We start from the raw sequence: 23,322 nt of genomic DNA on the forward strand, positions 1-23,322 counted from the left end.
GTGATGCCTTTTCTGCGGGAATAGGGCGAGTCCTGAGACCCCGCAGGGAATGAATGGGGCAAATTGCTTTTGCCCCGTTCATTTGCGGCGAAGCTAGCGCAGCGATGCAGGAGCACACGGTTTTCGCCAGCGAGCGAGGAGGCTCAGGCCGCCCCCCGCGAAAAGCGTCCGTCCTGGAGCGAAATGAAAAAAGAGAATAAGAGTTTCTCGACAGCTTAAGGGCTCTGGAATAATTATTCCAGAGCCCTTTTTAACATTGAAATGCTTTAACTATGGTTCATTAAGTTGCAGAACTTCTGCGGCGATTTCTGTCACGGAACACTTGGCTGTCCAAAAATTGATGGAAATACCATTCACCTAACCCAATGAAAATACCTGAGATGATTGCCGGGGTAATCACATCTGCGGTGCTTGGAACAAGCGCTTCTCCCACGAGCCAAATCACCAGAATGGCAACTGCTACATCTGCGATAGTGGCAAGTGAGTTGCGTTTCGTTTGTTCCGAGCGTTCGCCTGATCTGCGGAAAATCATCAAATCTCCCATCGCATACGCAATTAAAGTCAAAGCCAAGCTGATCAAAAGTGTATCCGCAAATGAAATGTCAAAAAAACCGGTTAAAATGATTAATAAGACTGCTGCAATCATGACGAATTTAATAGCCAATGCAAGTAAATGTCTCAACTGAATCTCCTCCTTGCTTCTTTTTTACTCAACCTTTACCCCGATTTATAAACTATTAAATCAAATTTCCACGTAAATATTATATTTTTATCAAAAGGATATTGATGCAGCGCTTTTTCTTCAATTTCTGCATAAAGAGGACAGAGTTAGGGTAATAAAAAGAAATAGACTTGAAACTTAAGAGTGGCAAGTTATTTTAGATGCAGAGTGGAGGACGAGGGATATGGAATTGCAGCAAATGAACAGAGGAATAGCGACCTCACTTTCAGCTATTGGCATTGCACAAGCATTAAAAGTGCTGACTCATAAGAACTTGACTGGAAAATGGGATTGGAAACAAGCCTTTACGACGGGCGGCATGCCAAGTTCCCATTCAGCCGGTGTCTCAGCACTTGCAGCTTATGTGGCAGCGAATAAAGGTACAGGACATACCGAAACGGCATTGGCTGTAGTTTTCGGCACCATTGTTATGTACGACGCGCAAGGAATCCGCCGCCATACTGGAGAAATTGCTCATCTGGTCAATGATCTAGAAGACAGTTTCGTTTCCCTGACAGGAGAATTTCCAAGCCTTGAATTCGAAAGGCGGGAAAAAGAGTTGAAAGAGATTCTTGGCCATCAGCCGATAGAAGTTTTAGGCGGGGCTATATTCGGTGTATTATTCGGACTTGTTTCTGCCAAAATTGAAAATGATGAACGCAGACAAAAGAGAAGAGAACGCAGAAAAGAAGGCGCTAAATTCCGTATCGAGTCAAATGAAATTTATGTGCCTGCAAAAAAATAAAATCCAAAAAAGCGTCCCGATTCAGGTGCGCTTTTTTGGATTCGTTAAACCAACATTCAATCGTACTTTATTCATTTTTCCAATGACCACATAAACCAATGCCAACACCAGGAATAAAGTCAAGCTTACGTACCAGGGGAATTCCGTAATTGCTTCACCGAACGCCGTATAAATGATAGCCGGTGCAATCAATCCCAGCATAGAATAATACATATATTCCTTGCGGGTTTTGGTCATTTCCATTAAATAAAGAGAAAGCAAGTGGAAATGGACAAACGGCATAATGCGCAAGATCATTACTTGGCCTACTGAAATTTTGCGGTCTGAAAACATCCGATTTTTTAAATCAGATATTTTTTTCCGGAATTTAGGAAATTTATTGACCAGCAAATACGACACCAGACTCATTAATGAAAGACCGATAAAAGACAATAAAGCCCCTTCCCAAAAACCGAAAACCAAACCGCCGATCACACAGACCAAAATCACGGGCAAAAACAAAAGAGGCCGCAATAAATGCAATAGCACAAAAAGGAGAGGGGCCAGCCAACCAAATCCTTCTATAAAAGTTTCTAATGTATATTCGAATTGCTCCATTGTTCTACCTCATTTGATAAACTTTCTTAATTCTGAAGAATAAGCCAATAATAACGCAAAAGCAAGCAAGAGGCTTCAAACCCTTATAAAATAAGGGAAGAAATCCGTATCGCCGGCTTATTGGGCAAAGCAGCTCGTAAACGTTTTATTCAACTTTTTTGCTTCCAGATTTTTTCTTGGAATAATAGCTATTTAAGACAGTTCTTTATAATGGCTTCCTGTACTTTTGAGATGAGACAAAATAGTGGAGGCGCCCAAATGTGCTGCGCAGTAAAAAAGCCAGCGAAGCGATGCAACGCCCGTTCATCTCTCGAAGCTAGCGCAACTTATTAAAGGTCTTTAATCCAGACCATATGGTGTTTTCCTGTTCCCCAATAATTTTCAAGTAAAAGGCTGGGTTCTCCTAGTTTTTTTAACCAGTACAGCTGGGAACTTGAAAATCCGGAGTCCAAATAGAATGTTTTCTTGCCTAAACTGTTCAATTGTTTAATGGCATTTTGAAATAAAAAATCACCTACTCCCTGGCGCTGATTGGAAGGGTGCACATAAACGCACGCAACTTCATACTGTCCAGGTTCTACAGCAATCATTGATTTCAACATGTTTCCTGGATTTTGCAAGGCAATTGTGCCTATAAGCTGATTTTCCTGCAAGGCAAGATAAAACCGGTTTTCAGATTCTGTGAAACTATCAGTTACCGCATTGTTTAGCCTGCGGACTTCTTCTTCAAATAATACATTGTCGTTAAAGCCTTCCCGAGCAAGCAAATCGGCCATACAAGCTCGGAAAAGCTGATCCGCATTTTCAACATCTGTTGCTTCGATTATTTTAAATATCATGCTGCACCTCGTATTTCCTTAAAATAAACTCTTCCCATCCTTCTGCGTCAATCCTGATATTTGTATATAATCGTTCGAAACTTCTCCCGTCAAATTAGCAGCCGCCGCAAACAGCTGTGGTAAAACTTTTTGGAACCCTGGAGGTTCTTCATAAATTGCAGCAAAATCTTCAACTGCCATTCGTTCAAAGCGAATGGTTTTGCCGCTTATATGGGGTGACGCCGGTCATTCTCAAACTCTTTAATTCTCAAAATGCCCAGAAAGCGCTGCTGGGTATATAGCATAAAATATCGGTCTCTTTAAAAGATTCCTCCAATTCCTGTTCTGAAGTATAATCTGCCCGTTGGATTGGTGCACCTTAAGCTGAAAATTTTTCGTTTCCCTTGGATTTCAGACTGTTGAAGACCGGTTCAAAGTATTGACGATTTCCAGAAATTTTTTTGCGAATTTACTCTGCAACTGCCCGTTCACTCCTTTGATAGTATAATTCAATTTTAATTCCTCTTTGAGGATATAAATAGTCGTCCTGTCATTTTCAACTTGTGTTGCCTTCCCTAAACAGAACACTTGTTCTTGTTTTGATAAAGGATTATAATAGACAAAAGAAGAAAAAACAGTTGTTGCCTTTATCCGTTAGGATGAAAAACTAAGAAGTTCCCGCTATTAAACAAATGAAAAGAGGGAGTTCAAAGCAATAGCTATAATAAGTGAAACATATTTATTATTAGGGGTTTAATGAGCAAGTCTGCTGTGGAGCGAAAAATACAAAGAAATGTTTTACTCTCTTCTTAAATATCGACAATGATTTTCATTTATTTTCTTAATCATGTCAGATAGGAAAGCTGGCGATTAAAAAGTGAAAAGGGACATAAATATTTCACAACTTAAGCAAAGGGCTAAAATCGAAGAACTTGTATTTTTGTGATAAAATTATTTCATATCTAGCTAGAAAGGGACGTGTGGCAGAATGAAAACCAATTCTCAACCTGGCGCCCTTTTGACAGGAGTGCCTTTCACTAATCCAAAAAAGCAGCAAAAAATACTTCAATTAAATCATATTGTCCTATTAGGAGATTCAGTCGCGTACGGTTATGGAACGCAAGGCGGCATAGCAAAATACTTGAAAGAAACGTTCCGAGACAGCAAAGTGACGAACTTGGGCATAAACGGATTAACCAGCAACGGCATGGTAGAACGGCTGCGGTCCGGTATGTGGGACAAAACGATTGCTTCTGCAGACATGGTTCTGATTAATATTGGCGGCAATGATTTGCTTCACGGTTTCCGCGGATACGGAGCAAAAGGGCTTGTCCGTCAATTTTCCTCCATTAAACGGACGTTCCGCCAGAACTTGCTGGAGACATATAAGCGTATCCGGAAGCTCAATGAAGCAATTTTAATTGTGCAGAACAATTTGTACAACTCGATGAAAAAAGAAGTTCAATATTTCGGTTTTACTGATCTTTTATTGCGTTTATGGAATTCATCAATCGGTGAAAAAGATGTCATCGTTTCCCGGACAGATATCATGGGAAAGAACCCAGAAATTTGGCTTGATGCCATCCATCCGAATGATGCCGGCTATAAATTGATGCATGAACTTTTGATGAAAACTTTGTCTTCTACAGGGTTTGTGTTTCCTCCAATTGAAAGCACAAATCGTCACTAAATTTTACTGAACCTGCAAAAAGATGATTTAGCTTCTAATCAAATCCCTGGCCTATTAAGAAGTTGACAAGGGAAGGCTTTGAAGTCCCGCTCTATGCTGAAGCACAGAGCGGGACTTTTTTATTCTCTTAAGCTTCTCTTTCTTTTATAAAACACGACAATTTTGTCCAAGAGGTTGACGTGGCGCATTCTGGCAAATAGTATTAAAATGGAAAATATTTTTGTTTTTGAAAATATTTCTTGTATACCTAAAGAAGATTAAATTATAAAAGGGGGTGGCCAAAGAGACATGGAATTTTGACGATTACCTGAAACTGGTTACTAATACTAAGGATAGAGGTGTGCTATGATTACTTTTTTTGTGTCGATTATCATATTGGTAATTGCTTATTTTACATACGGAAAGTTCATTGAAAAAATGTTCAATCCGGTGGAAGAAAGAAAAACACCGGCTTATGCTAATCACGACGGCGTCGATTTTGTTCCAATGAACAAGCATAAAAATGCATTGATCCAGTTGTTGAACATCGCCGGGACAGGACCGATTTTCGGGCCGATCATGGGAGCTTTGTACGGTCCTGTAGCTTTCTTATGGATTGTGATCGGTTCTATTTTCGCTGGGGCCGTCCATGATTACTTGACGGGAATGATTTCAATCCGCAATAAAGGGGCGCATATCCCCGAATTGGCAGGGAAATTTCTAGGTGCCGTTTCCAAACATATCGTCAACGTTTTTGCTTTATTGCTTTTGTTATTGGTAGGGACCGTGTTTGTCACTACACCGGCTTCGCTAGTGGTTATTTTACTGGATGGCAAAGTGGCTTTAGGCATTGTCATTGCTGTTATTTTTATCTATTATTTCTTATCGACAATCTTGCCAATCGACAAAATTATCGGCAGACTGTATCCGTATTTCGGAGCAGTGTTGTTGATCGGGACACTTGGAGTCGGAGGGGCATTGGTGTTTTCAGATTATAGAATTCCTGAATTGAATTTAACCAATATGCACCCGGCTGATTTACCGATTTTCCCGATGCTGTTCTTTACGATTACGTGCGGAGCATTATCTGGCTTCCACGCCACCCAGTCGCCGATTATTTCCAGAACTGTTCAAAAAGAATCACAGGGGCGCTATATTTTTTACGGCATGATGATTGCAGAAGCGATTATCGCGATGATCTGGGCTGCGGCTTCCATGAGCATTTTCGATGGACAGACGTTGAACAGCATCATCAATTCCGGAACGCCTTCTGCCGTCGTCAACGAAGTTTCCATGACGCTGCTTGGTGCAGTTGGAGGAACCATCGCTGTGCTTGGCGCCATCGTGTTGCCAATCACTTCTGGCGATACAGCGTTCCGCGCGGCTCGTTCCATCATCGCTGACTACATTAAACTCGACCAGCAAAAAGTGATGAAACGCCTGATTATTGCGGTTCCGTTGTTTGCTGTATCGGTTTTGCTGACGCAAATTGATTTTAATCTGTTGTGGCGGTATTTCTCTTGGGCAAATCAAGCGACAGCGGCTATTGCGCTTTGGATTGGGACAATGTACTTGTACATCCAAAGAAAGAACTACCTGGTTGCCATGGCACCAGCCATCTTTATTACGTATATGGTGTTCGTCTATATTTTAAACCAAAAAATCGGTTTCAACTTGGATTTGAACGTATCGTTTATGATTGGCCTGATTCTGACCCTTGTCATTGTGGCTTTGTTCTATGCGAAAGCCAGAAAAAATCGGGAAGAAGATGTGGAAACTGCCGTAGCAGTCGAATAACGAAGTGGGAGGGCTTTATCCCTCTGAAGCTGCTGAAGCGGACTCTAAGAGTCCGCTTTTTCTTTTTAGCTGCCATTCACTTCGTAGAAGAATGAAGTACACCCGGAATGGAAATGGTTTTTTAGAAGCCTGAACAATTGATGCCGAAAAGGATTTAATGTAAAACGCTTAACTGATTAATTATTATATTAATATTATATTAGGTTGAAATTTTCAGATGATTATGTATAATAAACACTATTAGCCAGACAGAAATATCAGCCGATTCTAAATGTTTGTTATTTGTTAGTCTGGAAATCGTTATACATAAGGAGTGAATAGTATGACCGTACAGAATATCACCGTTGTCATGGACGCCTTAAAAGCGGCATTGACAGAAGAACAGGTTACGATCAATGAAACGGTAAGAGAACTGCATGGCAAAGATGAATCTTATCACGCCTTGCAATTACCGGACATTGTCGTATTTCCTGAATCCACCCAGCAGGTCAGCCAAATCATGAAAATCTCCAACGAATTCAAGGTGCCCGTTGTTCCTTTTGGCCTTGGATCGAGCTTGGAAGGGCACATCATTCCAGTAAATGGAGGAATAACAATTGATTTTTCCTTAATGAACAAAGTGCTGGAAGTAAAAGAACATGATTTTCTGGTGAAAGTGCAGCCGGGTGTGACACGCACCCAATTGAATAAGGAATTGAAAAAATTTGGATTGTTTTTCAGTGTAGACCCAGGGGCAGATGCCACGCTTGGAGGCATGGTGGCGACAAATGCCAGCGGAACCACCTCGGTCAAATACGGGGTCATGCGTGACCAAGTGCGCGATTTGGAAGTGGTCCTTGCTGATGGGATGGTCATCCACACCGGCAATTTGGCAGCTAAATCATCGTCCGGCCTTCACTTGAACGGATTATTTACTGGATCCGAAGGGACACTCGGCTGTTTTACTGAAATGACATTGCGTGTTTACGGCATTCCGGAACATGTGTCTGCAGCAAGGGCATCTTTCCCTTCTGTCAATGATGCTGTAGAAGCGGTGGTCTCCATTCTTCAAGCAGGGATTCCGGTTGCCCGTGTAGAGCTTGTCGATGAACCATCGATCAAACAAGTCAATCTTTACAGCGAAACAACTTACAAGGAAAAACCGACCCTGTTTTTGGAATTCCACGGAAACGAGGCTGGATTAAAACAAGACGTCGAATTTATGAATGAAATCGTTTTGGGCCACGGATGCCAGGAAATCCGATTCGAAACGGACACGGCAAGCCGCAATAAATTATGGGAAGCCAGACACAATCTGGCTTACGCGTTCATCCACGGCTATCCAGGCAAGAAAATGATGGTGACAGATGTCTGCTTGCCGATATCGGAACTTGCAGGAGCTGTTGCCCATGCCCGTGAAAACCTTGAAAGTATGGATTTGATCGGCGGAATTGTCGGCCATGTCGGAGACGGCAACTTCCATGTATTGCTGATGATGGATATGAATGAGGCAGAAGAAGTAGCAAAAGCCGGCGAATTCAACGAGCGGATTGTTCTTTACGCACTTGAGCGAGGCGGCACATGCACCGGCGAACATGGAGTGGGCATCGGCAAACAGAAATATCAGCAGCAAGAACACGGCGATGCGCTGCGAGTAATGGAAAAAATCAAGCAAGCATTGGATCCGCACAATCTGCTAAATCCGAATAAAAATGTCAAAGCAGAGAAAAAGGAGGCCTCCCAATGAAACTGCTTGAAAAATTGAGTGCCTTTGCTGGCAAATATTTTGGTATCTGGGTAATTGCTATTGCAATTCTTGCATTTCTGATTCCTGAACCTTTCTTGTCTTTTGGGAGTTACATCACCATATTGCTTGGAATCGTCATGTTTGGGATGGGGCTGACGTTGAAACCTGTAGATTTTAAAATTGTATTTATGCGCCCAATTCCCGTTATCATAGGAGTAGCGGCACAATTCATCATCATGCCGCTAGCCGCTTTTTCCATCGCTTATTTATTGAAACTGCCTCCAGAACTTGCTGCAGGACTAGTGTTGCTTGGAAGCGTCCCGGGGGGAACTGCTTCCAATGTGATGGTGTATTTGGCTAAAGGGAATCTGGCCTTGTCAGTCGCCATGACATCGTTATCCACTTTGCTGGCGCCGATCATGACGCCGTTATTGCTGCTTTTATTGGCAGGGCAGTGGCTACCGGTAGATCCGGTTTCCCTGTTCATGTCCATTATCCAAGTCATCATTATTCCAATTGCCTTAGGGTTTATCGTTCAGAAGTTTTTCCCGAAAGCGGTCGAAAAAAGTGTCTCGATCGTACCGCTGATTTCTGTTCTGGCCATCTTGATCATTGTTTCTGCAGTGACTGCAGCCAATGCTTCGAATGTCATCAGTGCTGGATTCATCGTCTTTATCGCGGTGTTCCTGCATAATGGTTTCGGTTTGTTGCTTGGTTATCTAACTGCAATGGCGCTCGGATTGAATGAAAATGACAGACGCGCCATTTCAATTGAAGTCGGCATGCAGAACTCCGGACTGGGAGTTGCCTTGGCTACCGCCCACTTTAGTCCGCTTGCGGCGCTGCCAAGTGTTTGGGGAGCTATCTGGCACAACATCTCCGGCCCCATTCTTGCGACAATCTGGTCGAAAAAGCCCGTGCCGGAAGACAACGCAGCTGTGATTCCTGCTGCTAAAGTTCCTTCAGCAGTAAAAGCAGGGAAGTAAGCCTTCTTTAGCTGCCAAAAACTATTGAGTTATTAACATTAAAAAACGAGAAAAGCTGATTGCCAGCAGTTCTCGTTTTTTTATTTTTTCCGCAGCGTAGCAATCAATTCTTCGCCTTTCACTGTCTTTGTGGAAAAAGCGATCGCGTCTCCTTCTTTAAGGGCATCAAAATCACCAGTGGCATCTTCGGCAAGGGGATAGGTTTTTTCTTGGCCTTCAAACTCAATAATTACTTCATTTTTTTCTTCGTTAGCGTAACCTTTAAAGATGCCATTCATTTGAGTGGTCAAGTCAATTCCGGATGCTGGATCCGTTCGTTCGGTTTCCTGTACCATTTCATTTTCCGGCCGTTCGATACAGCCGGAGAGCGACAATACAAGCAATCCGAATAATAAAGTTTGTGTGATGAACTTCATTTGTGCACCGCCTTTTCGAAATTTACGGAAAGATTCCTCTCTTAAAATACACTTATCTCAGTAACACTTTGCTTCCGAAATGCACTTATATTACTAGTCTGTCTGTTTAATGATTCACTTTGCCTCGAAGTTTTTCCATACTTCCGGAAGGAAATCCATTAATTCATGAGCGAGCAATGTTTGCGTAGAACGTGTTGTGGCCCAATGGTCAGCACAAGCCCCGTGGAGAAACACCGCATTCAAAACAGCATGTTTCCAGTCTTCATGGCAGCACAGCATGCCGAGAATCATGCCCGTCAATGTGTCGCCTGTGCCGCCTTTAGCGAGCGAGGCATTTCCAGTGGCGTTAACCCAGGTCTCGCCATCAGGAAAGGCAGTAATCGTCTGATGTCCTTTTAAGACGATGGTGACTCCAAGTTCTTTCGCAAACCTGGAAACATAGTAACCGCGCTGCTTTTCCAGGTCGGTTGTTGAGACCCCCGTAATTCGTGAGAACTCTCCAGGATGGGGCGTTAAAATAATTGGAGCTGGTCGCTCATTATAAGGCCGCTCCGTTAAAGCACCGGCATCAAGAACTACTGGAAAATCGCAGTCGATGAGCTGCTCAATCGCATGTTCCGCAATCCGGTTCGGCACAATGCCCGGCCCCATGGCAGCCGCACGGTACCGATACAGTTCAAGCGTCCCGTCTGCTACTCTTTCTAAGCCATTCCGGATATAGGTGGCTTCCGGAAGAACAGGAACCACCAATGGAATCACTTCCGATTCGGTGGCGATTTCCAGTTTTCCGATTCCCGAGCGCATCGCGCCCAGCCCGGATAATATTGCAGCCCCTGGCATATCCCGGCTGCCCGCTATCAAAAGACCGGTGCCGTATGTTCCTTTGTGGCTTTTTGGGTCCCGTATCGGAAGGGTTTTTTCTACAGAATGCCCGGTCCATACGGGCAGCCTTGCCTTATTTTCTGCCAACTCCATCAGCTCCCAGCATAATGTCTGTTTAATAAAACATACCCGTTAGAAGCAGCTAATTAACGGCTGCGAAGTTTAGATTCCGATTGAGGTTATGATTGAACATTTCCGGGAACGGTAAAGCATGGAAATGAAATTGAAGAGGGGTGGGTTGGATGGGGCAAGCGCTGTTTTGGGGAGCAGTAGCAGGCGGAGCCAATTTGCTGGGTGCTTTGATCGTAATGGCCGTTGCGCTTCCGCAAAAGCTGATCGGTTATATCATGGCACTTGGAACTGGGGCGTTGATCGGAGCTGTTGCTTTTGAGCTGTTGGTCGAAGCGATGGAAATCAGCGGGTTGATGTATATTGCGCTGGGATTTCTCGGCGGAGCATTAATTTTTACTTTTTTGGATATTTTAGTTACCCGTAAAGGCGGCATGCACCGGAAACGTTCCGGGCATGGAAAAGATGCCCCCAGCAATTCGGAAGCAAGTGCAGGAATGGCGATTTTTCTCGGCACCATCATGGATGCCATCCCGGAAACAGCCATGATCGGCCTTGGCCTTGCGCAAGGCGGAGGCATCGGTTTCGCATTGATTGCCGCTGTTTTCATCAGTAATTTGCCAGAAGGCATATCCAGTACAACCGGTTTGCAAAAAGGCGGCTTCCACAAAAAGAAAGTATTATTCATGTGGGTTTTTGTAGTAGTGGTATCCGCATTAAGTTCACTTATCGGATATACATTCCTGGAAAATGCCCCAACAGATATTCAGGCGCTGATCAGTGCTTTTGCAGCAGGCGGCATTATCGCCATGGTGGCTTCTACCATGATGCCTGAAGCACATGAAAAAGGCGGGCCAATTACCGGTTTCATTACAGCGCTGGGGATTTTTATTACTTTAATGCTGCAGCAAATTTAGCGTTCAAAACCTTAGGAAATTTATTTCTTAAGGCTTTTCTTTGGCAAAGGCAGAGTGCCTGCAAGTATCCCTATCTGAGTTCGAGTGATAGAATATTCAGTATATTAAATAATAACCTAAAGGAGGATGGCTATGCCCAAACAATTAAACGGACGCATTCATATAATTGATGGAATGGATTTAGGGTTAAAAGAACGGACAGGTACGTATGTAATCGATGAGCATGAACTGACCATCATTGATACGAGTGCCAGCCCTTCAGTCCAGCATGTTAAAAAAGGATTGAAAGAATTAGGGTTTTCACTGGACCAAGTGAAATACATAATCGTCACTCATGTCCATCTTGATCATGCAGGCGGAGCCGGTCTGCTGCTTAAAGACTGCCCAAATGCCAAAATTGTGGTACATCCGAAAGGAGCGAGGCACCTTGCGGACCCGAGCCGATTGATCGCTGGCGCAAGGATGGTTTATGGAGAAAAATTTGATGAATTATTTGATCCCATTATACCTGTACCGGAAGATCGGCTGCTGGTAAAAACGGAAGGCGGCCAATTACAAATTAGTCCGGCCTGTACACTTGAATTCTGGGATACTCCCGGACATGCCAACCATCACTTCGGCATTTACGATCCTGTCAGCAACGGCATGTTTGCCGGTGACACGGCAGGCATCCGCTATGAACAGCTCGTGGAAGACGGCATTGAATTGTTTTTGCCATCGACTTCCCCCAACCAGTTTGACCCATTTGCTATGCAACAGTCGATTGAACGGATGCAAGCACAGAACTTGGATGCCATTTACTACGGCCATTTTGGAATGACCAAAAAACCCCAGGCCGCTCTTCAACAAGTTTCTGGCTGGCTAGAGGTCTTTTTGGAAGAAGCAAAAGCGGCGGTTGACAGCGGGGAGGGCCCGGATGGAATTGCCGCACGGTTAAATGGTTTGATAAAGGAACATTTAAGAAAACTAAATATTGCTGATGACCACCCCGTTTATAATATTATTCATCTTGATTTGGAAGTCAGTTCAATGGGCATGATCGATTTCTTGGCAAAAAATAAAAGCAGTAAGAATACAGCCCATCAGTAAATCAGTAAGGTTTAAAAGTGCTTTATCGGGTATTGAATAGAAAATGATTCTCTTAAGGAGGAAAATTCTATATGGCAGATGTTAAAAGTGAGAAGTTTTTTAAAGAAATGAACATCGCTTTTGTAATCGGAGACTTGGATTTTATTGAAAAACATATTGCGGACGATATTACTTGGGAAATGGAAGGCGAAAAAACGATCCGAGGGAAAGAAGAGTTTTTGAGCTACGTTGGAGCGATGGATACCAATCATGACGTGAAAGTCACAATTGACAAGGTGCAGACTGAAGGCCTCCAAGCCACGGTGATCGGAAAAATGATGGTTAATGAAAAAGACGGCAACGTAAAATCTTATTCTTATCAAGACATATACGAAGTGAATTCGGAAACTGGCGGCAAAATCACCAGTTTGACATCCGTTGTCCATGAAGATAAATAGATTTTGAAAACGGCAAGAGGAGACCCTGTCTCCTCTTTTTTGTGTCTGAACATCTTAAAGAAGAAAACCGCCTGCAATATATCTGCATTGCAGGATATCAAAGGATTGGAATAGAAATACTTAATGACCGTTGATAGACAAATGAGTTTTTTAAGAAAAAAGCTTAGTGGAAGAGCACGAGTTCGATCAATGGGCAGAAATAGATAAGGGGGTATTGGATGGCTATTCCTGTGATTATCGACTGTGATCCCGGAATTGATGATGTAATGGCACTGACTTTAGCTTTTGCTCATCCGGAATTGGAAATCAAGCTGATTACGACAGAAGCGGGGAATCAGACGCAAGCAAAAACAGTAGCGAATGCATTGGCATTTGCCAGTTACTTGGGGCAGAACATCGAAGTTGCCAAAGGGCTGGAAAATCCGATGTTCAGAGAACTTGAAATCGCGGATGCAGTCCACGGTGACAACGGCCTTGGGAATGTGGAATTTCCTGAACCGACTTTAAAATTGAGTGAGCGAACGGCAATCGACGCGATGAAACAAGTGCTGCTCGAAAGCGCCGAGCCGGTCATAATTATCGCAACCGGCCCGCTGACGAATTTGGGGGCGTTGCTTTTCACACATCCTGAAGTCAAACAGAAGATTAAATTCATTTCTTATATGGGAGGGGCAGCAGTTGGCGGAAATATGAGCCCGACTGCTGAGTTTAATGTATATGTAGACCCTCACGCTGCTGATTTGGTATTCCGGTCAGGGGTGCCGATTGTAATGAGCGGATTGGATGTTACGCATAAAGCGTTTGTGTCAATGAAAGAATTGCAAGACATAGAAAACATTGGAACCGATTTCGCCTTAAAAGTTGTGAAAATGCTCAGCTTCTATATAAAAGAGGCAAGACAGACGGCCTTTCATACGCCGGATTTCGAAAAAAGTATCCGGCTGCATGATTTATGTGCCGTGTCGTATGTCTTAACTCCAGAACTATTCGAAGGCGATGACTGTTTTGTACAAATAGAGACAGAAGGCCGTCTGACTGCAGGCACAACAGTGGTGGATTATGCACAGCGTTCCGGAAAACCTGCCAATGTGAAAGTGCTCCATACGGTCGATCGGGAGAAATTCGTTGCCCAGTTTGTTGATGCGATTAAAAAGATGAGCCAGCTGACAGCTGACCATACTTAAAGGGGGAGAAAAGATGAAGCGCAGTTTTAAAGATGATTTCAGTTTAATGGCGATGCTGTTGATACCGATTGGCGTGGCAATCAATATTGTCGGTTTCCAATTGACAAACGTATTGCGATTGCCGATTTTCCTGGACACCATCGGCACGATTTTAGTTGGCGTCATTGCAGGGCCATGGGTAGCTTTGCTTGCCGGACTTATTACCAACTTAATCAACGCAATTTTTAATCCTACTTATTTGCCGTATGCCTTAACGTCAATGGCTATTGGTGTGGGCGCAGGACTCTTGTCCAAATATGGTTTTTTCAAAAGCGTTCCAAAAACCATCATTTCAGGTATCATCATAACGGTGATTGCGGTTGTCGTTTCAGCACCGATTACGGTATTGGTATTCGGCGGGGCAACAGGGAATACGTCTTCTCTCATTACGGCTACCTTCCTGGCATCAGGTCAGCAACTATGGACAGCCGTATTTTCATCCAGTTTCATCGTTGAAATCGCCGATAAAGTGGTCTCGGTCTTAATCGTCTTTTTCATTATAAAAGGCATGTCGGACCGTTATTTATCAAAACTGAAATATGGCCATCTGTATATGAAACGAAGAAGCCGGCAATGAAAATTTTTTGCAGTTAATGCTGTCAGTTTAAAAGATGCAGTTGCGGAAAAGAGGTGGCACCATCCATGAAACCGAATGCATTGCTTCAGCTTCATCCGATGACGAAATTTTACTTTGCATTATTTGTTTTAGCGGTCGTTTTAATCGTTCCGGGTTATCTATTCGCCTTTTCGGTGTTCTTTGTGTTAATGGCTATTTCACTAATGGCAGGTGTATTCAAGGAATTCATGGAAATTGTTTTGAAAGCTTTATTGAGTGTATTGATCATCGTGTTTCTGATGCAAATCTTTTTCTTTCCCGGAGAACAAGTGCTGTGGCAATGGTGGATTTTTGAAATCAAACAAGAAGGCATCTATTACGGCCTTATCTTAACTTCTCGCATCCTGGCGATCGGTTCCGCCTTTGTACTGTTTTTCAGAATGACTGAAGTGCGGGATTTTGTTAAATCACTTGAAGACAAAGGCATGCCGCCGATGGGTGCCTATGTGGTATTATCAACGCTGCAAATCATTCCGGAAATGCGCCGCCAAGCGAATACCATCATGGAAGCCCAGAAAACAAGAGGCGTCGAAACAGAAGGTTCCTTGTTCGTGCGGGCGAAAGCATTTATTCCTACTTTAACGCCGTTGGTCTTGTCGTCCATCGCCGGTACAGAAGAAAGGGCGCTGACACTCGAGTCCCGGGCTTTTTCAGCTCCGGTGCACAAAACCAGTTTGCATAAACTGACAAAAAGCCGTGCCGACCGCATTCTGCCAGTCGTTTTGGTCTTCATCATTATCGCTTTAGTTGTCTGGAGGTTTTTCTTATGGCAGCAAACATGATCGATTTAAAAAACGTTTCGTACCGATACCCTGTAAGCGATGATTATGTCTTGAAAAATGTCTCTTTCAGCATCGAGAAGGGAAAATTCACCGCCATCATCGGCAATAACAGTTCAGGCAAAACAACGTTGTGCAACACCATCCGGGGATTTATTCCTCATTTTTATAAAGGGGACCTGGAAGGAGAAGTCCTGGTTGACGGCATACCTATACAGGATGCACAGCTCGGACAATTGGCGGAGAAAGTGGGCTATGTCTTCCAAAACCCTTTTATCCAAGTATCAGGCGTTAAAGACAATGTTTTTGAAGAAGTGGCCTTCGGATTGGAAAACCTTGGAGTTCCGGTCGATGAAATTCGTTTGCGGGTTGAGGAAATGCTGAAACTCGTTAACATCGACCATTTGCGCGATAAAAACCCCTTCGAGTTGTCAGGAGGACAAAGACAGCGTGTTGCCCTTGCTTCCATCATCGTAATGGACCCGGATATTCTGGTCATTGACGAACCGACTTCCCAGCTTGACCCAATTGGGACAGAGCAGATTTTCGACATTATCCGCTTGATGAAAGAACGCGGCAAAACCATTGTTTTGGTTGAACATAAAATGGACTTGATTGCTGAATATGCCGATGATTTGCTGGTTATGCACAAAGGTGAACTGGTTATGCAAGGCGCCGTTCGGGATATTTTCGCTGACCCGCAATTCGGACAATATGACATACAGTATCCGCATGTTACGGAACTTGCCCTTCTATTGCAAAAAGCGGGGATGCCACTGGCATTTTTGCCGATAAGAGACAGTGAATTGGCAGAAGCACTGAATTTGAATGGAGTGATTGCCCGTGACTGACCTTCTATTGGAAAATGTCAGTTTTTCTTATCCGGACGGCACAAAAGCGCTTGAAGACTTTTCTTTGTCGGTTAGAACTGGCGAACGCGTAGCCATTGTCGGACAGAACGGTGCAGGGAAGACAACAGCGGTCAAACTGATGAATGGCTTATTAAAACCAAAGGCTGGAACGGTGCTGGTCGGTGAATGGGATACTAAAAAATACACCACTGCTCAAGTTTCAAAAAAAGTCGGCTATGTGTTCCAAAATCCGGATGATCAGATTTTTCATAATGATGTTGAATCTGAAGTCCGTTTTGGACCGAAAAATATGAAGTTTGATGTGGAACGTGTAGATGAGCTCACCCAATGGGCGATGGATATTTGCGGCATCACGGGTTTTGCGGAAGAAAATCCGTATAATCTGCCATACTCCGAACGAAAATTCGTGACGATCGCATCTGTTCTGGCGATGGATTCGGATATTATCATCCTTGATGAACCGACAGCCGGACAAGACAAAATCGGATTGAAAATTCTTGGCCGCCTGCTGGAGATGCTTGAACAAAAAGGGAAGACGGTCATCACGATCACGCACGATATGGAATTTGTCACCGACTATTTCCAGCGGATTGTTGTCATGGCAAACCGCAAACTTGTAGCCGATGACCAAGCGAACAAGATTTTCTATGATGCCGGGATTCTGGAGAAAAGCATGCTGAAGCCTCCAGCGGTAGCTCAAATGGCGAGAATGCTGAATTTTCCGGACGGCATCCTTTCCAAACAGCAACTGATTGATGCAATCCTGCAGCAGCGCACCAGGCTTTAGACTGTCGAGAAACTTATATATTCTTCTGGCATTGCGCTCCAGGACGGACGCTTTTCGCGGGCACGGCTTCAGCCGCTTCCCTCGCTGACGCTCAGTCCAGGGTCTTCAGCTCGCGCTTTTCCCGCAGAAGTCGCCGCCTTCCGCTACATTCAGCTTCCTTTTACTACTTCTAGAGACTCTCCAAAAGTATGATGGTTTTGCAAAGCTCTCGAATGTTGGTGCTTGCTCTCTAGTTATGGAGCCAAACAGCGGAGACGCCTGCGGCTTTAAAACATATGCTCCTGCAGCTGGTTGGCGGAATATCGGATAAGTGATGAAAACAAAGTAAATTTACTTTCTCAACAAACGGAAAGCCCCAAGGTTCAAAAGAACCTTGGGGCTTTTTTTACATTTTTTCTTTTACGTAAGTGGCAACTTCTACTGAAGTGTCCATCGCTAAAATTCGGTCAATATGGCTTTCCATATCGGCTTTTGATAATTTGCTGATTTGCGCACGGGCTTTCAGAATGGAAGAAGCGCTCATTGAAAACTCATCCAGCCCGAGACCGAGCAGGATCGGAATGGCAATTTCATCTCCGGCCATCTCTCCGCACATGCCTGTCCATTTGCCTTCGCGATGCGAAGCATCAATGACCATTTTCACCAAGCGCAAAATCGCCGGGTTGAAAGGCTGGTACAAATACGACACGCGTTCGTTCATGCGGTCAGCCGCCATGGTGTACTGGATCAAGTCGTTTGTGCCAATGGAGAAGAAATCCACTTCTTTGGCAAATGTATCCGCCATAACAGCAGTAGAAGGAATTTCAACCATGATGCCGATTTCGATTGAATCACTGACTTCAACGCCTTCTGTCTGCAGCTTCGCTTTTTCATCGAGAACGAGCGATTTCGCCTGACGGAATTCATCGAGTGTTGCAATCATCGGGAACATGATTTTCAAATTGCCATGGACGCTTGCACGAAGCAAGGCACGCAGCTGCGTCCGGAACATGTCTTCCATTTCCAGGCACAGGCGGATTGCCCGCAAGCCCAGGAAAGGATTCAGTTCTTTCGGCAATTGCAGATAAGAAAGCTCTTTATCGCCGCCGATATCCAATGTGCGGACTACAGTCGGTTTGCCTTCCATCGCTTTTAATACCGAAGAATAAGCTTCAAATTGCTCTTCTTCCGTCGGGAACTGGTCACGGCCCATGTACAGAAATTCCGTACGATATAAGCCGATTGCTTCTCCGCCGTTTTCCAAGACGCCAACCGTATCTTTCGGTGTTCCGATATTGGCGCCGAGTTCCACTGAATGGCCGTCCGTTGTGATGGTCGGCTCGTTTTTCAGTTTTGCCCATTCCGCTTTTTGGCGGTCGTACTGGGCTTTCTTTTCTTCATATGAAGCAATGGTTGCTTCGTCAGGATCAATGATGATTTGGCCATCGAGACCATCGACGATGATGACGGTTCCGTTTTCAACAGCTGCCATCGCGGTCTTCGCGCCAACGACTGCCGGTATTTCCAATGTCCGGGCAAGAATGGCCGAGTGGGAAGTGCGTCCGCCGATATCGGTGATAAACCCTTTAACAAATTTCGGGTTCAACTGCACCGTATCAGAAGGAGTCAGATCTTCCGCGATGATCACAACTTCATCTGAAATCATGCTTGGGCTTTGGATGGATACGCCCAATAGGTGAGACAGCACGCGTTTTGTTACATCGCGGATATCCGCTGCACGTTCTTTCATATAATCATTGTCCATCGATTCGAACATCTGGATGAACATATTGGCGGTTTCCTGCAAAGCAAATTCCGCGTTGTTTTTGTCAGTCTCAATTTTTTCCTTGATCGGGCCAAGCAATTCGGGATCGCTTAGCACTAAAAGATGGGCGCCGAAGATGGCGGCTTCTTTTTCGCTGATTTGCTGAGAAGTTTGCTCTTTAATCGTTTCAAGTTCTGAAATGGATTGGGTTAACGCGGCTTCTAAACGAACTACTTCCTGCGCTGTATCCGTTACGATCGTTTTTTCGACGTTCAGGTCCGGATTTTCAAGTCTGAATGCTTTGGCAATGGCAATTCCATTAGAAGCGGCGATTCCGGATAATGTTTTGTTCATCAGTTTGAAAGCCCTTCTGAAGCCATTACTTGGCTCACTTGAGCCAGTGCTTCTTCTTCATCTTCTCCATTTGCAGCAACAGTAACGGTTGACCCGGAAGCCACTCCAAGACTCATAACCCCTAAAATCGATTTCAAGTTCACTTTTTTGCCTTTATGCTCCAATGTGATATCGGATTTGAATTTTGACAAAGATCCCACTAAAGCGGATGCCGGGCGTGCGTGGATACCTGCTTCGTCTGTGATTGTGAATTGTTTTTCTACCATGTTAAATTCCTCCTAGAATGAGTGATTGTTTTTGAGTGATTCATAATCAATTATGAATGATTTTGAAAGAAATAAAAACTAAATGAATGTTTTTGATTGCTTATGAATGATTATGATTGATTTTGGAAGCGATTTCAAGTATTATCTATTTAACAAGATCAGCAAAGAAGGTGAATGGATGTTAACGAACGAACGGCATGACTTCATTTTAAAATTATTGGAAGAAAAGCAGACGGTTAAAATTCAAGAAATTGTGGATTTGACGGCCGCTTCCGAGTCGACAATCCGGCGTGATTTAACAGAACTTGAAAATCAGCAAAAATTGGAACGTGTCTTTGGCGGAGCTGTTCTTCCTGGGCGTTACTTGATTGAGCCGAGTGTAGCAGACAAATCTACACAAAACCTGCAAGAAAAAATCCAACTGGCCAAATTTGCTGCTGCGTTCGTCCATAAAGGCGACAGTGTCTTTTTAGATGCAGGCACCACTACTTTTCAGATGATCCCTTTCTTAAAAGAAAAAGATCTGGTTGTTGTGACAAATGGATTGACTTTGGTCGACTCATTGAACGAGCAAGGCATCACCACTTATCTGACTGGAGGAAGAGTCAAGCCGCGGACCGGTGCACTGGTCGGAGCCCAGACCATTCAATCTCTAAAAAATTATCGCTTCGATGTTTGTTTCCTGGGCGTCAACGGATTTCATCCCGATTATGGATATACGACGCCGGATCCGGAAGAAGCAGCCGTTAAGCAACTTGCCAGTTCACTAGCGCGCAGGACTTATGTGCTTGCCGACCATTCGAAATCCAATAAAGTGAGCTTTGCTAAAATCATGGACTTGGATCAGGCAATTCTGGTCGTTGATGAATTATCCGGTGAAACCATTGAAATTATGGAAAAAAAGACTACAGTGAAGGTGGGAAAAGCATGATTTATACGTGCACCATTACACCATCTATAGACTACACCACCTATTTACCCAAATTCAAGACCGGGAAACTGAATCGCACGAACGACGTACATTATTACCCGGGCGGTAAAGGCATTAATGTTTCCCGTGTATTAAGCCGGCTGGGAACTCCCAATAAAGCGCTTGGCTTTGCGGGCGGGTTTACAGGCCATTATATAGAAGAATTTCTCCATACTGAAGGAGTTGCGACCGATTTTATCCAAACGGAAGAAATCACCCGGATCAATGTGAAAATAAAATCCGAGGAAGAAACGGAATTGAATGGTCCGGGTCCAGCCTTGAACGAAGGACAGCTGAATGAACTGGCAGAAAAAGTCCAGGCGATGGAAAAAGGCGACTGGTTTGTGCTGGCAGGCAGTTTGCCTGACTCGATTCCAACATCGTATTTTATGGGACTTGCTGACATCTGCCGAAACCGTGAAGTCCGCTTCGTTTTGGATACGTCCGGTCCGGCATTAAAAGAACTGATTCAAGCCAAGCCGTTTTTGATCAAACCCAACGAACATGAACTCGGGGAACTGTTTGATGTTGAAATCAGCGGCAAACAACAAGCTTTATCCTATGCCTCGAAATTGGTTGAAAGCGGTCTCGGACATGTTGTGGTTTCGATGGGCGGTGAAGGCGCGCTGCTGGTGAATAAAGATGAGGCAGTTGCGGCGCAAGCGCCGAAAGGACAAGTCGTCAATACAGTAGGATCCGGTGATTCACTGGTTTCCGGTTTTATCGCTTTCTTCGCGAAAGAAGCAAATGCTGTGAAAGCGTTCCAATACGGAGTGGCTTGCGGCAGTGCCACAGCTTTCCGCTCCGATTTATGTGAAAAACAAGACGCAGAAGCGCTGCTCAGCCAAGTTGTTCTCCACCCCATTAATCAAGAGGATGTGACGACATGAAAATTACTCAATTATTAACTGAAAACACCATTATCCTGGATGTGACTGCTTCTTCCAAACCGGAAGTGATTGACGAACTGGTCACGCAGCTCGACCGTGCCGGAAAGTTAAATGATCCGGCCCAGTTCACGAAAGACATTCTGACGCGTGAACAGCAAAGCACGACGGGCATCGGGGAAGGCATTGCCATCCCGCATGCCAAATCCCAGGCCGTTAAAGAACCGGCGATCGCTTTCGGGCGTTCGGCACAAGGCCTCGATTATGAATCAATGGACGGCCAGCCGGCAAATCTGTTTTTCATGATTGCCGCCACTGAAGGCGCCAATGACGCCCATCTGGAAGCCTTGTCCCGCCTCGCGACATTTTTGATGGACGATAAATTCCGGACAAGGATCCTTGCGGCCACGTCGAAACAGGAAGTCCTGCAAGCCGTGACCGACAAAGAAACAGAAGAAGACGGACCGGTCGCACCTACAGATGAGCATACCGCTCCAGCAGGTTCTTCCAAACGGATTTTGGCGGTCACAGCCTGCCCGACCGGAATCGCCCATACGTATATGGCGGCCGAAAAGCTGAATGACCGGGCAAAAGAGCTTGGCATTGACATCAAAGTGGAAACAAACGGGTCAAGCGGCGTTAAAAACCGCCTGACAGACGCTGATATCGCAGCGGCGGATGCCATCATTGTGGCCGCCGATACTAAAGTGGAAATGGCGCGCTTCGCCGGCAAGCCGGTCATCCAGACAAAAGTCGGCAAAGCGATCTACGAGACGGATCAATTGCTGAATCGTGCCGTGACAGGCGATGCGCCGGTTTACCAGCACGATAAATCAAAAGACGAATCCACCGAAACGGAATCGAAAGGATACTTCTATAAGCATTTGATGAATGGCGTTTCCAATATGCTGCCCTTCGTTGTCGGCGGCGGGATCCTGATCGCCATTTCGTTTTTCTGGGGCATCAATGCCGCGAATCCGGACAGCCCGGAATACAATGAATTTGCCGCTATGCTCAGCACAATCGGCGGAGGCAATGCGTTCTTCCTTATGGTACCGGTGCTTGCCGGATTTATCGCCATGAGCATCGCGGAACGGCCCGGATTTGCGCCTGGTATGATCGGCGGCTTGATCGCCATCACAGTTACTGGGGTTGAAGGGGCAAGCGGCGGTTCCGGTTTCCTTGGCGGTTTGATCGCCGGTTTCCTGGCGGGTTACGTCACATTGCTCGTCAAGCGGGTATTTTCTGTTTTGCCGAATTCACTTGAAGGATTGAAGCCGGTGCTGTTCTTCCCGGTATTCAGCATCGCCATCACAGGCATCATCATGATGCTGGTCAACCCACAGTTGACGAAAATCTACACAGCGATTTCCGCGTTTCTTGAAAGCCTTGGTGGTACGAACCTGGTATTGGTCGGCCTGTTGCTTGGCGGCATGATGGCCATTGATATGGGCGGCCCGATCAACAAAGCCGCTTATACATTCGGCATCGCGATGCTGGATGCACAGAACTTTAACTTTATGGCGACGGTTATGGCAGCGGGAATGGTTCCGCCGCTTGGAATGGCCATTGCTACAACGATTTTCAAAAACAAATTCACCAAGCCGGAACGTGAAGCAGGCAAGACCGCTTACGTTTTAGGTGCCTGCTTTATCACGGAAGGCGTCATCCCGTTTGCGGCGGCAGACCCGGCGCGTGTTATTCCGGCGTCGGTTGCCGGAGCGGCAGTGACCGGTGCCCTGGTTATGCTGTTTGATGTCAGCCTTCGCGCTCCGCATGGCGGCGTGTTCGTCATGGGACTGGTCGACGGCGGTGTCACGAAAATATTGATGTACACAGTGGCGATCATTGCCGGTGCCTTTGTCACAGCCATTGTGGCCGGCCTCTTGAAAAAGAAAGCAGTTGCTATCGCTTAATTTAAAAAAGCCGTTACAGACCATAAATCTGTAACGGCT

At 44.9% G+C, this 23,322-nt stretch carries 23 protein-coding genes; 16 read left to right on the plus strand and 7 right to left on the minus strand.

Annotation, left to right across the window (positions count from 1 at the left end; genetic code table 11):
* Window positions 1–280 precede the first annotated feature (280 nt).
* Complete coding sequence (locus ACSFXN_RS06550) at window positions 281–682, minus strand: DUF2512 family protein (RefSeq protein WP_437149376.1); 402 nt, start codon at window positions 680–682, stop codon at window positions 281–283.
* Window positions 683–911: 229 nt separating this feature from the next.
* Between ACSFXN_RS06550 and ACSFXN_RS06555 the strand changes: the two genes are divergently transcribed.
* A complete protein-coding gene (locus ACSFXN_RS06555) occupies window positions 912–1,466 on the plus strand; it encodes a divergent PAP2 family protein (protein ID WP_437149901.1) in 555 nt (184 codons plus the stop codon).
* A gap of 21 nt (window positions 1,467–1,487) precedes the next feature.
* Here the strand turns inward: ACSFXN_RS06555 and ACSFXN_RS06560 are convergent, their stop codons facing one another.
* Complete coding sequence (locus tag ACSFXN_RS06560) at window positions 1,488–2,063, minus strand: TVP38/TMEM64 family protein (RefSeq protein WP_437149377.1); 576 nt, start codon at window positions 2,061–2,063, stop codon at window positions 1,488–1,490.
* A gap of 329 nt (window positions 2,064–2,392) precedes the next feature.
* Complete coding sequence (locus ACSFXN_RS06565) at window positions 2,393–2,902, minus strand: GNAT family N-acetyltransferase (protein ID WP_437149378.1); 510 nt, start codon at window positions 2,900–2,902, stop codon at window positions 2,393–2,395.
* Between the two features lie 967 nt (window positions 2,903–3,869).
* Here ACSFXN_RS06565 and ACSFXN_RS06570 point away from each other — a divergent pair.
* From ACSFXN_RS06570 to ACSFXN_RS06585, 4 genes are all read left to right on the plus strand, one after another.
* Window positions 3,870–4,571: a GDSL-type esterase/lipase family protein gene (locus ACSFXN_RS06570; protein ID WP_437149379.1), complete on the plus strand. Its 702-nt coding sequence runs from the start codon at window positions 3,870–3,872 to the stop codon at window positions 4,569–4,571.
* A gap of 345 nt (window positions 4,572–4,916) precedes the next feature.
* Window positions 4,917–6,347 (plus strand): carbon starvation CstA family protein, encoded by a 1,431-nt coding sequence (locus tag ACSFXN_RS06575; RefSeq protein ID WP_437149380.1) that lies wholly within the window; start codon window positions 4,917–4,919, stop codon window positions 6,345–6,347.
* Between the two features lie 322 nt (window positions 6,348–6,669).
* On the plus strand, window positions 6,670–8,073 hold the full coding sequence (locus ACSFXN_RS06580; RefSeq protein WP_437149381.1) for an FAD-binding oxidoreductase: 1,404 nt from the start codon (window positions 6,670–6,672) through the stop codon (window positions 8,071–8,073).
* Complete coding sequence (locus tag ACSFXN_RS06585; protein ID WP_437149382.1) at window positions 8,070–9,059, plus strand: bile acid:sodium symporter family protein; 990 nt, start codon at window positions 8,070–8,072, stop codon at window positions 9,057–9,059. The genes ACSFXN_RS06580 and ACSFXN_RS06585 overlap by 4 nt, the downstream gene beginning before the upstream one ends.
* Window positions 9,060–9,139: 80 nt before the next feature.
* Here the strand turns inward: ACSFXN_RS06585 and ACSFXN_RS06590 are convergent, their stop codons facing one another.
* Window positions 9,140–9,475 (minus strand): hypothetical protein, encoded by a 336-nt coding sequence (locus ACSFXN_RS06590; protein ID WP_437149383.1) that lies wholly within the window; start codon window positions 9,473–9,475, stop codon window positions 9,140–9,142.
* A 114-nt stretch (window positions 9,476–9,589) separates the two neighbouring features.
* Complete coding sequence (locus ACSFXN_RS06595; protein WP_437149384.1) at window positions 9,590–10,444, minus strand: NAD(P)H-hydrate dehydratase; 855 nt, start codon at window positions 10,442–10,444, stop codon at window positions 9,590–9,592.
* 155 nt (window positions 10,445–10,599) lie between these two features.
* On the opposite strand from ACSFXN_RS06595, the gene ACSFXN_RS06600 reads away from it, so the two are divergent.
* The 8 genes from ACSFXN_RS06600 to ACSFXN_RS06635 all read left to right on the plus strand — a co-directional run bounded on the left by ACSFXN_RS06600 (window position 10,600) and on the right by ACSFXN_RS06635 (window position 17,146).
* Window positions 10,600–11,343 carry a ZIP family metal transporter gene (locus tag ACSFXN_RS06600; RefSeq protein WP_437149385.1) on the plus strand — a complete coding sequence of 248 codons (744 nt, stop codon included), beginning with the start codon at window positions 10,600–10,602 and terminating at the stop codon, window positions 11,341–11,343.
* A 126-nt stretch (window positions 11,344–11,469) separates the two neighbouring features.
* Window positions 11,470–12,432, plus strand: coding sequence for an MBL fold metallo-hydrolase (locus ACSFXN_RS06605; protein WP_437149386.1), 963 nt, complete (start codon window positions 11,470–11,472; stop codon window positions 12,430–12,432).
* 71 nt (window positions 12,433–12,503) lie between these two features.
* Window positions 12,504–12,869: a nuclear transport factor 2 family protein gene (locus tag ACSFXN_RS06610; RefSeq protein WP_437149387.1), complete on the plus strand. Its 366-nt coding sequence runs from the start codon at window positions 12,504–12,506 to the stop codon at window positions 12,867–12,869.
* Between the two features lie 218 nt (window positions 12,870–13,087).
* The gene (locus ACSFXN_RS06615; RefSeq protein WP_437149388.1) at window positions 13,088–14,053 is read left to right on the plus strand and encodes a nucleoside hydrolase; all 966 of its coding nucleotides are present in this window, start codon (window positions 13,088–13,090) and stop codon (window positions 14,051–14,053) included.
* A 13-nt stretch (window positions 14,054–14,066) separates the two neighbouring features.
* On the plus strand, window positions 14,067–14,669 hold the full coding sequence (locus ACSFXN_RS06620) for an ECF transporter S component (RefSeq protein WP_437149389.1): 603 nt from the start codon (window positions 14,067–14,069) through the stop codon (window positions 14,667–14,669).
* A gap of 65 nt (window positions 14,670–14,734) precedes the next feature.
* Window positions 14,735–15,490 (plus strand): energy-coupling factor transporter transmembrane component T, encoded by a 756-nt coding sequence (locus ACSFXN_RS06625; protein WP_437149390.1) that lies wholly within the window; start codon window positions 14,735–14,737, stop codon window positions 15,488–15,490.
* Entirely contained in the window at window positions 15,475–16,338 is an 864-nt protein-coding gene (locus ACSFXN_RS06630) for an energy-coupling factor ABC transporter ATP-binding protein (RefSeq protein ID WP_437149391.1), read from the plus strand. Before ACSFXN_RS06625 ends, ACSFXN_RS06630 begins: the two co-directional genes overlap by 16 nt.
* A complete protein-coding gene (locus ACSFXN_RS06635; protein ID WP_437149392.1) occupies window positions 16,331–17,146 on the plus strand; it encodes an energy-coupling factor ABC transporter ATP-binding protein in 816 nt (271 codons plus the stop codon). The genes ACSFXN_RS06630 and ACSFXN_RS06635 overlap by 8 nt, the downstream gene beginning before the upstream one ends.
* A 385-nt stretch (window positions 17,147–17,531) precedes the next feature.
* Here ACSFXN_RS06635 and ptsP read toward each other — a convergent pair whose 3' ends face one another.
* Together ptsP and ACSFXN_RS06645 are read right to left on the minus strand one after the other, a co-directional pair.
* Entirely contained in the window at window positions 17,532–19,244 is a 1,713-nt protein-coding gene (gene ptsP / locus ACSFXN_RS06640; RefSeq protein WP_437149393.1) for a phosphoenolpyruvate--protein phosphotransferase, read from the minus strand.
* A complete protein-coding gene (locus ACSFXN_RS06645; RefSeq protein WP_036804699.1) occupies window positions 19,244–19,510 on the minus strand; it encodes a phosphocarrier protein HPr in 267 nt (88 codons plus the stop codon). The genes ptsP and ACSFXN_RS06645 overlap by 1 nt, the downstream gene beginning before the upstream one ends.
* 178 nt (window positions 19,511–19,688) lie before the next feature.
* Here ACSFXN_RS06645 and ACSFXN_RS06650 point away from each other — a divergent pair, with 178 nt between their 5' ends.
* Genes ACSFXN_RS06650 through ACSFXN_RS06660 form a run of 3 tightly spaced genes read left to right on the plus strand, consistent with a single transcriptional unit; the run spans window position 19,689 to window position 23,283 of the window.
* Entirely contained in the window at window positions 19,689–20,441 is a 753-nt protein-coding gene (locus tag ACSFXN_RS06650) for a DeoR/GlpR family DNA-binding transcription regulator (RefSeq protein ID WP_437149394.1), read from the plus strand.
* On the plus strand, window positions 20,438–21,370 hold the full coding sequence (gene pfkB / locus ACSFXN_RS06655) for a 1-phosphofructokinase (protein WP_437149395.1): 933 nt from the start codon (window positions 20,438–20,440) through the stop codon (window positions 21,368–21,370). The genes ACSFXN_RS06650 and pfkB overlap by 4 nt, the downstream gene beginning before the upstream one ends.
* A complete protein-coding gene (locus ACSFXN_RS06660) occupies window positions 21,367–23,283 on the plus strand; it encodes a PTS fructose transporter subunit IIABC (RefSeq protein WP_437149396.1) in 1,917 nt (638 codons plus the stop codon). The genes pfkB and ACSFXN_RS06660 overlap by 4 nt, the downstream gene beginning before the upstream one ends.
* Window positions 23,284–23,322 lie beyond the last annotated feature (39 nt).

Source organism: Planococcus sp. 1R117A (assembly GCF_051417975.1).
Classification (GTDB): Bacteria; Bacillota; Bacilli; order Bacillales_A; family Planococcaceae; genus Planococcus; species Planococcus shenhongbingii.

Bases quoted from the DNA above. Each gene is read 5' to 3' on its own strand.
- ACSFXN_RS06560 (WP_437149377.1), bottom strand. From the start codon at position 2,063: ATGGAGCAATTCGAATATACATTAGAAACTTTTATAGAAGGATTTGGT.
- ACSFXN_RS06565 (WP_437149378.1), bottom strand. From the start codon at position 2,902: ATGATATTTAAAATAATCGAAGCAACAGATGTTGAAAATGCGGATCAG.
- ACSFXN_RS06570 (WP_437149379.1), top strand. From the start codon at position 3,870: ATGAAAACCAATTCTCAACCTGGCGCCCTTTTGACAGGAGTGCCTTTC.
- ACSFXN_RS06575 (WP_437149380.1), top strand. From the start codon at position 4,917: ATGATTACTTTTTTTGTGTCGATTATCATATTGGTAATTGCTTATTTT.
- ACSFXN_RS06580 (WP_437149381.1), top strand. From the start codon at position 6,670: ATGACCGTACAGAATATCACCGTTGTCATGGACGCCTTAAAAGCGGCA.
- ACSFXN_RS06585 (WP_437149382.1), top strand. From the start codon at position 8,070: ATGAAACTGCTTGAAAAATTGAGTGCCTTTGCTGGCAAATATTTTGGT.
- ACSFXN_RS06590 (WP_437149383.1), bottom strand. From the start codon at position 9,475: ATGAAGTTCATCACACAAACTTTATTATTCGGATTGCTTGTATTGTCG.
- ACSFXN_RS06600 (WP_437149385.1), top strand. From the start codon at position 10,600: ATGGGGCAAGCGCTGTTTTGGGGAGCAGTAGCAGGCGGAGCCAATTTG.
- ACSFXN_RS06605 (WP_437149386.1), top strand. From the start codon at position 11,470: ATGGCTATGCCCAAACAATTAAACGGACGCATTCATATAATTGATGGA.
- ACSFXN_RS06610 (WP_437149387.1), top strand. From the start codon at position 12,504: ATGGCAGATGTTAAAAGTGAGAAGTTTTTTAAAGAAATGAACATCGCT.
- ACSFXN_RS06615 (WP_437149388.1), top strand. From the start codon at position 13,088: ATGGCTATTCCTGTGATTATCGACTGTGATCCCGGAATTGATGATGTA.
- ACSFXN_RS06620 (WP_437149389.1), top strand. From the start codon at position 14,067: ATGAAGCGCAGTTTTAAAGATGATTTCAGTTTAATGGCGATGCTGTTG.
- ACSFXN_RS06625 (WP_437149390.1), top strand. From the start codon at position 14,735: ATGAAACCGAATGCATTGCTTCAGCTTCATCCGATGACGAAATTTTAC.
- ACSFXN_RS06630 (WP_437149391.1), top strand. From the start codon at position 15,475: ATGGCAGCAAACATGATCGATTTAAAAAACGTTTCGTACCGATACCCT.
- ptsP (WP_437149393.1), bottom strand. From the start codon at position 19,244: ATGAACAAAACATTATCCGGAATCGCCGCTTCTAATGGAATTGCCATT.
- ACSFXN_RS06645 (WP_036804699.1), bottom strand. From the start codon at position 19,510: ATGGTAGAAAAACAATTCACAATCACAGACGAAGCAGGTATCCACGCA.
- ACSFXN_RS06650 (WP_437149394.1), top strand. From the start codon at position 19,689: ATGTTAACGAACGAACGGCATGACTTCATTTTAAAATTATTGGAAGAA.
- pfkB (WP_437149395.1), top strand. From the start codon at position 20,438: ATGATTTATACGTGCACCATTACACCATCTATAGACTACACCACCTAT.
- ACSFXN_RS06660 (WP_437149396.1), top strand. From the start codon at position 21,367: ATGAAAATTACTCAATTATTAACTGAAAACACCATTATCCTGGATGTG.